The organism is Ramlibacter sp., assembly GCF_041916345.1.
Classification (GTDB): Bacteria; Pseudomonadota; Gammaproteobacteria; order Burkholderiales; family Burkholderiaceae_C; genus Ramlibacter.
In genome coordinates this window covers 1-6,366 of sequence record NZ_JAYRZR010000142.1, presented here as the reverse complement: position 1 = coordinate 6,366, position 6,366 = coordinate 1, and the positions used below count along the sequence as shown (strand labels likewise).

The 6,366-nt window shown below is 70.9% G+C and carries 6 protein-coding genes and 1 pseudogene; all 7 read left to right on the top strand.

All coding sequences use genetic code 11. The annotated features are described in order from the left end of the window. Positions 1 to 660, top strand: a 660-nt coding sequence (locus tag ACE3T5_RS20685; RefSeq protein ID WP_374669999.1) for an efflux RND transporter periplasmic adaptor subunit, incomplete at its 5' end; no start/stop codon positions are given. 10 nt (positions 661 to 670) lie between these two features. After that, a complete protein-coding gene (locus tag ACE3T5_RS20680; protein WP_374669998.1) occupies positions 671 to 3,910 on the top strand; it encodes an efflux RND transporter permease subunit in 3,240 nt (1,079 codons plus the stop codon). A 13-nt stretch (positions 3,911 to 3,923) separates the two neighbouring features. Then, on the top strand, positions 3,924 to 4,133 hold the full coding sequence (locus tag ACE3T5_RS20675; protein ID WP_374669997.1) for a DUF2892 domain-containing protein: 210 nt from the start codon (positions 3,924 to 3,926) through the stop codon (positions 4,131 to 4,133). Next, on the top strand, positions 4,130 to 4,933 hold the full coding sequence (locus ACE3T5_RS20670) for a hypothetical protein (RefSeq protein ID WP_374669996.1): 804 nt from the start codon (positions 4,130 to 4,132) through the stop codon (positions 4,931 to 4,933). The genes ACE3T5_RS20675 and ACE3T5_RS20670 overlap by 4 nt, the downstream gene beginning before the upstream one ends. A 211-nt stretch (positions 4,934 to 5,144) precedes the next feature. Continuing rightward, the gene (locus ACE3T5_RS20665; RefSeq protein ID WP_374669995.1) at positions 5,145 to 5,435 is read left to right on the top strand and encodes a type II toxin-antitoxin system ParD family antitoxin; all 291 of its coding nucleotides are present in this window, start codon (positions 5,145 to 5,147) and stop codon (positions 5,433 to 5,435) included. Then, a complete protein-coding gene (locus ACE3T5_RS20660; protein ID WP_374669994.1) occupies positions 5,425 to 5,712 on the top strand; it encodes a type II toxin-antitoxin system RelE/ParE family toxin in 288 nt (95 codons plus the stop codon). Before ACE3T5_RS20665 ends, ACE3T5_RS20660 begins: the two co-directional genes overlap by 11 nt. Positions 5,713 to 5,948: 236 nt before the next feature. Then, positions 5,949 to 6,366, top strand: a pseudogene (locus tag ACE3T5_RS20655) (IS3 family transposase); the annotation flags it as partial.

Sequence of the window (6,366 nt, the reverse complement as noted above, 5' to 3'; positions counted from 1 at the left end):
GCCTACATCAGCCAGGCGGCCCTGGACCGAGCCGAGGCCCAGTACAAGACCGCGCAGGCCGAGGCGGCCGCGCAGCTGGCCAGCGCCGGCGCGGCCCGCACGCAATCCGACTTCTACCTGGTGCGCGCCCCCTACGACGGCGTCATCGCCGAGGTGAGCGTGGTGCTGGGCGACATGGCGATGCCGGGCAAGCCACTCGTCACGGTGTACGACCCGGCCGCCCTGCGCGTGAGCGCCGCCGTGCCGCAGACGCTGGCCGCCAGGCTGCCGGCGGACGCGAAGGTGCAGGCCGAGCTGGCCGGCGCCGCCGCCCGCATCACCCCCGTGCGCACCCAGCTGCTCCCCACGGTGGACCCGGCCACGCATTCGCAGACCCTGCGCCTGGACTTGCCACCCGGCACCGTCGCCGTGCCAGGGCAATTCGCCCGCGCCTGGCTGCCGGTGGCTGGCAGCGGGGATGCGCGCGTGCTGATCCCGGCGCAGGCCGTGGTGCGCCGCGCCGAGCTGACCGCCGTGTACGTGGCGGGCGCCGACGGCAAGCCGCTGCTGCGCCAGGTGCGCCTGGGCCGCACCGAGGGCACGCAGGTCGAGGTGCTGAGCGGCCTCTCCGCCGGTGAGCCGGTCGTGCTGGACCCGCAGGCCGCCGCCCGCATCCGCTGAAAGGCTGTCCATGAACGACACCAGCAACCGAATGGGCGTCTCCGGCCGCATCGCGGCCTTCTTCCAGCAGGCGCAGATCACCCCGCTGCTGGCCCTGGTGGCGCTGCTGCTGGGCTTCTTCGCGGTGGGGGTGACCCCGCGCGAGGAAGAGCCGCAGATCAACGTGACGATGGCCAACGTCATCGTGCCCTTCCCCGGTGCCGCCGTGCGCGACGTGGAGCAGATGGTCACCGCGCCGGCCGAGCAGGTGCTGGCGCAGATCGCCGGCGTGGAGCACGTGATGTCGGTCACGCGACCCGGCGTGGCCGTGATCACCGTGCAGTTCAAGGTGGGCGTGCCGCGCACCGAGGCGCTGGTGCGCCTGCATGACACGGTGCAGTCCAACGCCGACTGGCTGCCGCGCGGCCTGGGCGTGGGCGACCCCATCGTCAAGCCCAAGGGCATCGACGACGTGCCCATCGTCAGCCTGACCCTGTTCGCCCGCGACCCGGCGCTGGGCGCCTTCGACCTGGAGCGCGTGGCCCACAGCCTGGAGTCGGATCTCAAGCGGGTGCCCGGCACGCGGGAAGTGCGCACCATCGGCGGCCCCGGTCGCGCGGTGCGCGTGGAACTCGACCCGGCCCGCATGGCCGGTGCCGGCGTGACCGTGGCCGACATGCGCCAGGCGCTGCAATCCGCCAACATGGGCCTGCCCGTGGGCGACCTGCTGGGTGGCAACCGCGCCGTGGCCATCGACGCCGGCCCCTTCCTGCGCGATGCGCGTGACGTGGGCGAACTCGTGGTGGGCGCCCGTGGCGGCCGGCCCGTCTTTCTGCAGGACGTGGCGACGGTGACCGATGGCGCCCTGCCCGCGCAGCGCTACGTGTGGCACGGCACCAGCGGCGAGCAGAAGGCCGAGTACCCGGCCGTGACCCTGGCCATCACCAAGAAGCCGGGCGAGAACGCCATCGACGTCGCCAACGCCCTGATGAAACGCGTGGACGAGCTGCGCAACACCGTCATCCCGCAGGGCATGGCGGTGGCCGAGACGCGCAACTACGGCGCCACCGCCAACGACAAGGCGCAGAAGCTGATCCAGAAGCTGCTGTTCGCCACCGCCTCGGTGGTGGCGCTGGTGTTCTTCGCGCTCGGCCGGCGCGAGGCCGCCATCGTGGGCAGCGCAGTCATCCTCACGCTCACGGTCACGCTGTTCGCCTCGTGGGCCTGGGGCTTCACGCTGAACCGGGTGTCGCTGTTCGCGCTGATCTTCTCCATCGGCATCCTGGTGGACGACGCCATCGTGGTGGTGGAGAACATCCACCGCCACCAGGCGCTGCACCCCGGCAAGACGCTGGCCGAGCTGATCCCCGGCGCGGTGGACGAGGTGGGCGGCCCCACCATCCTGGCCACGCTCACCGTGATCGCGGCGCTGCTGCCCATGGCCTTCGTGAGCGGCCTGATGGGCCCGTACATGAGCCCGATCCCGATCAACGCCAGCATGGGCATGCTGCTGTCCCTGGCCATTGCCTTCGTCGTCACGCCGTGGCTGGCCCGACTGTGGATGAAGCACACCCCCGGTGCGCCTGCCACGGGCGCGGCCCATGGCGGCCTGGCCGCGAAGCTGGGCCCGCTGTTCGAGCGCGTGTTCGCGCCCCTGCTGGACGAGCGCGCGGGCGGCCGGAACCGCAAGTTGCTGGCCGCGGGCGTGGCCGGGCTGATCGCCGTCTCGGTGGCGCTGCCCGTGTTCGGGCTGGTGGTGCTGAAGATGCTGCCCTTCGACAACAAGTCGGAGTTCCAGGTGATCGTGGACATGCCCGCCGGCACGCCGGTGGAGAAGACGGCCGCCGTGCTGCGCGAGCTGGGCGCCCACCTGGCGCAGCAGCCGGAGGTGCACGACTACCAGGCCTATGCCGGCACCGCCGCGCCGATCAACTTCAACGGCTTGGTGCGCCAGTACGACCTGCGCACCGGCGGCGAGGTGGGCGACCTGCAGGTGAACCTGGTGGACAAGGCGCACCGCAAGGACCAGAGCCATGCCATTGCCACCCGCGTGCGGCCGGCGCTGCAGCAGATCGGCCTGCGCCACGGTGCCAACGTGAAGGTGGTGGAGGTGCCGCCCGGCCCGCCGGTGCTGGCGCCCATCGTGGCCGAGGTGTACGGCCCGGACGCCGAAGGCCGCCGCCAGCTGGCCCGCCAGGTGCGCCAGGTCTTCACCGCCACGCAGGGCGTGGTGGACGTGGACGACAGCAGCATCGCCGAGGCCCCGCGCAAGCTGCTGCTGGTGGACCGACGCAAGGCCGCGCTGCTGGGCGTGCCACAGCAGGCCATCGTGACCACGCTGCGCGCGGGCCTGGCCGGCGAGGCCGCGACCTACCTGCACGACGAAAGCAAGTACCCGGCTGCCGCGGTGCTGCAACTGCCGGCCGAGCGCCAGGGCGAGCTCGACACGCTGCTGCAGCTGGCCGTGCGCGGCGCGGGCGGCCAGCTGGTGCCCATCCGCGAACTGGTGACGGTGAGCGACACGCTGCGCGAGCAGCCGGTCTATCACAAGGATCTGCTGCCGGTGAACTACGTGGTGGGCGACATGGCCGGCCGCGTGGACAGCCCGCTGTACGGCATGTTCGCCATGCGCGGCGCCATCGCCGCCCTGCGCGCGCCGGACGGCGCGCCGGTGGCCGAGTACTTCATCCACCAGCCCTCGGACGCCTGGCGCGGCTACGCGCTCAAGTGGGACGGCGAGTGGCAGATCACCTACGAGACCTTCCGCGACATGGGCGCCGCCTACGCGGTGGGCCTGGTGCTGATCTATCTGCTGGTGGTGGCGCAGTTCGGCTCGTACCTGATCCCGCTGATCATCATGGCGCCGATCCCGCTGACGGTGGTGGGCGTGATGCCGGGCCACGCGCTGCTGGGCGCGCCCTTCACCGCCACCAGCATGATCGGCATGATCGCGCTGGCCGGCATCATCGTGCGCAACTCGATCCTGCTGGTGGACTTCATCCGCCTGCAGCAGGCCGAGGGCGTGCCGCTGAAGCAGGCGGTGGTGCACTCCGCCATCACCCGCGCCCAGCCCATCCTGCTGACCGGCCTGGCCGCGATGGCCGGCGCCTTCTTCATCCTCGACGACCCGATCTTCAACGGGCTCGCCATCTCGCTCATCTTCGGCATCTTCGTCAGCACCCTGCTCACGCTGGTGGTGATCCCGCTGCTGTACTACGTCGCCGCGCGCCCGCGCACCGACGACGCCACCCCTTCCCCCGCAACCCCGTAAAAGGAGCCTTCCCATGACCTCTTGGCAAATCGTCCGCGCCTTCGCCGGCACCTTCATCCTGCTGTCGCTGGCGCTCGGCATCCCCGGCAGCCCGATCTTCGTGAGCCAGTGGTTCCTGGCCTTCACCGCCTTCGTGGGCGCCAACCTGCTGCAGAGCTCGTTCACCTGCTGGTGCCCGCTGGAAATCATCCTGCGCAAGCTGGGCGCCAAGGCGGGCGCATGAAGCGCGCTCTGCTGGCGGCCGCCTGCCTGATGGCGGTTTCGGCGATGGCGACCCCGGTCGCCGTGACGCCTGGCGCGCAGGCCGCAACCACCGCGCCGATGACGCGCGCAGCGACCGTGCGCCTGGCGCCCATGATCGCCTTCGACGGGGTCTACATCCCGGCCCTGTCGCAGACGTCCAATGCCAGCCAGAAGCCCGAGGCGGGCCCTGCCGCCACGGCCGCGATGGCCCGCCTGAGGCAGGCGTGGCCCGCGCTGCGCGAGAACCTGGCCGGCGCCTGGGGCGCCTCGGCGCCCGCCGGCTGGGCCCAGACCCTGGAGCGAGTGGACCAGCAGATCGCCCAGGCGGATCGCGCCACGGCGTCGGCCAAGTGGCATGACGCCCACGAAGCGCTCGAAGAAGTCCGTCTCGTGCTGATGCGCGCACGCGTGGCCGGCGGCCTGGACTACTTCGTGGATCGCCTCACGGCCTATCACGAGCCGATGGAAGTGATCGCGCTCACCGGCGCGCAGGTGAAGCCCGCTGACCTGGATGCCACCCGCCTCGCCAGCCTGCGCAATGCCTTCACCCAGGCCAGCGAGCTGTGGCAGGCCATCCGCCGCGTGCAGGTGGACCCCGTTACCTATGCGTTGGACACGCGGCGGGCGCCGCAGTTGTCGCAAGGGCTCACGGATGAAGACGCAGCCTTGCAGGCGCTGGGCAGCGCGCTCGCGGGCACAGACGCTTCCGCGATCCTGCGTGCAGCCGCCGCAGTCAAGCCACCGTTTGCGCGGGTGTTCACAGCCTTCGGCCAGCCGTAGGCGCACCCCGTCGTGCGCGCGCGGGCCTACCCCCGTCATGCCCGCGCAGGCGGGCATCCAGGCTGCACGCCTTCCGGCGTGCTCTTCTCGGTGCTCTACCGCCTGCGCGACCTCGAAATTCAACGTCGAGGCCCTACCCGCATCGGGTTGCTGCGCGGCAGCTGTGCGCAGTGATCGCATGTGATTAAATCCTACTGAGCGGAGGTCCGTCGTGCGATCAACCCAACAGTTCAGCATCACCCTGCCCAACGAGATGGCCGACGCCGTGCGCGCCAAGGTGGCCTCCGGCGCGTACGCCACCGAGAGCGAGGTGATCCGCGACGGCCTGCGAGCGTTGCTGGCTCGTGAACAGGCCGTCGACGAGTGGCTGCGCCGCGATGTCGCGGCAGCGTTCGACGCGATGAAGGCAGACCCGTCGCGCGCGGTCGGCGCGGATCGTGTAAAGGCTCGATTGGCGGCAGCCGCGAAGAAGCGCCGTGCCAGGCCTTCCGATGCGCTATGAGGTCGTCTTCGCGCCCGAGGCCGACGATCAGCTTGAAGCGCTCTTCTCCTACATCGCGGACCGCGGCTCGGTCCTGACTGCGGAGCGGTACACCGCGGCGATCATTGCCACCTGCGAAGATCTCTCGCATTTCCCGCACCGCGGCGTATCGCGGGATGACATCCGGCCGGGACTGCGAGTGACGCATCACAAGGGGCGGACCATGATCGCCTACACGGTCGACGAAGCGCCGCGGCGTGTCACGATCCTGGGCGTGTTCCCCCCCGCGTCACAATAGTTGTCGCCCCGATAGAGCTTGGATCTTGAGTCCGAGCTCTTGCGAAGGTGGTGGGAGTCTGTGGAGCTTGTGGTCGAAGGCTGGCGCGGTGGGCAACGCGAATGCGTTGTCCACGGCAAGCCGGCCGGTGCGCGAAGCGCATCGTCCACAAATCCACGGACTGCAGGCCGGCGCCGCCAGGCGCCGGCCCCTGGCCACCCGTTTGTTGAACCCGGGGGCGATGGTAAGAGAACGAATTGGCTCGATACGGACAGAAATTCAAGGACCGCGCGGTGGCCAGGCTGCTGCCGCCGGAAGGCGCAGCGGCAGAGGTCGTGGCGCGTGAGATCGGCGTGGGCGTCGATACGCTGGAGCGCTGGAGATCCGAGGCACTGGCGCAGCCAGCGCGCGAGCGGGTATGGACAGCCGCCGCGCGGCTGGAGGCGGTGATCAGCACCGCGGCGATGGACGAGGCCGCACGCGGCGCCTGGTGCCGTGCCAACGGCGTGTACCCCCAGCAGCTGGCGCAGTGGCGCGTAGCGGCCACAGCGGCGCTGGCCGAGCCGCAGGAGGCATCTGGGGCGACGCAGCAGACCAAGCAGGATCGCCGCCGCATCAAGGAGCTGGAGCGCGAGCTGCAGCGCAAGGAGAAGGCGCTGGCAGAGGCGGCGGCGC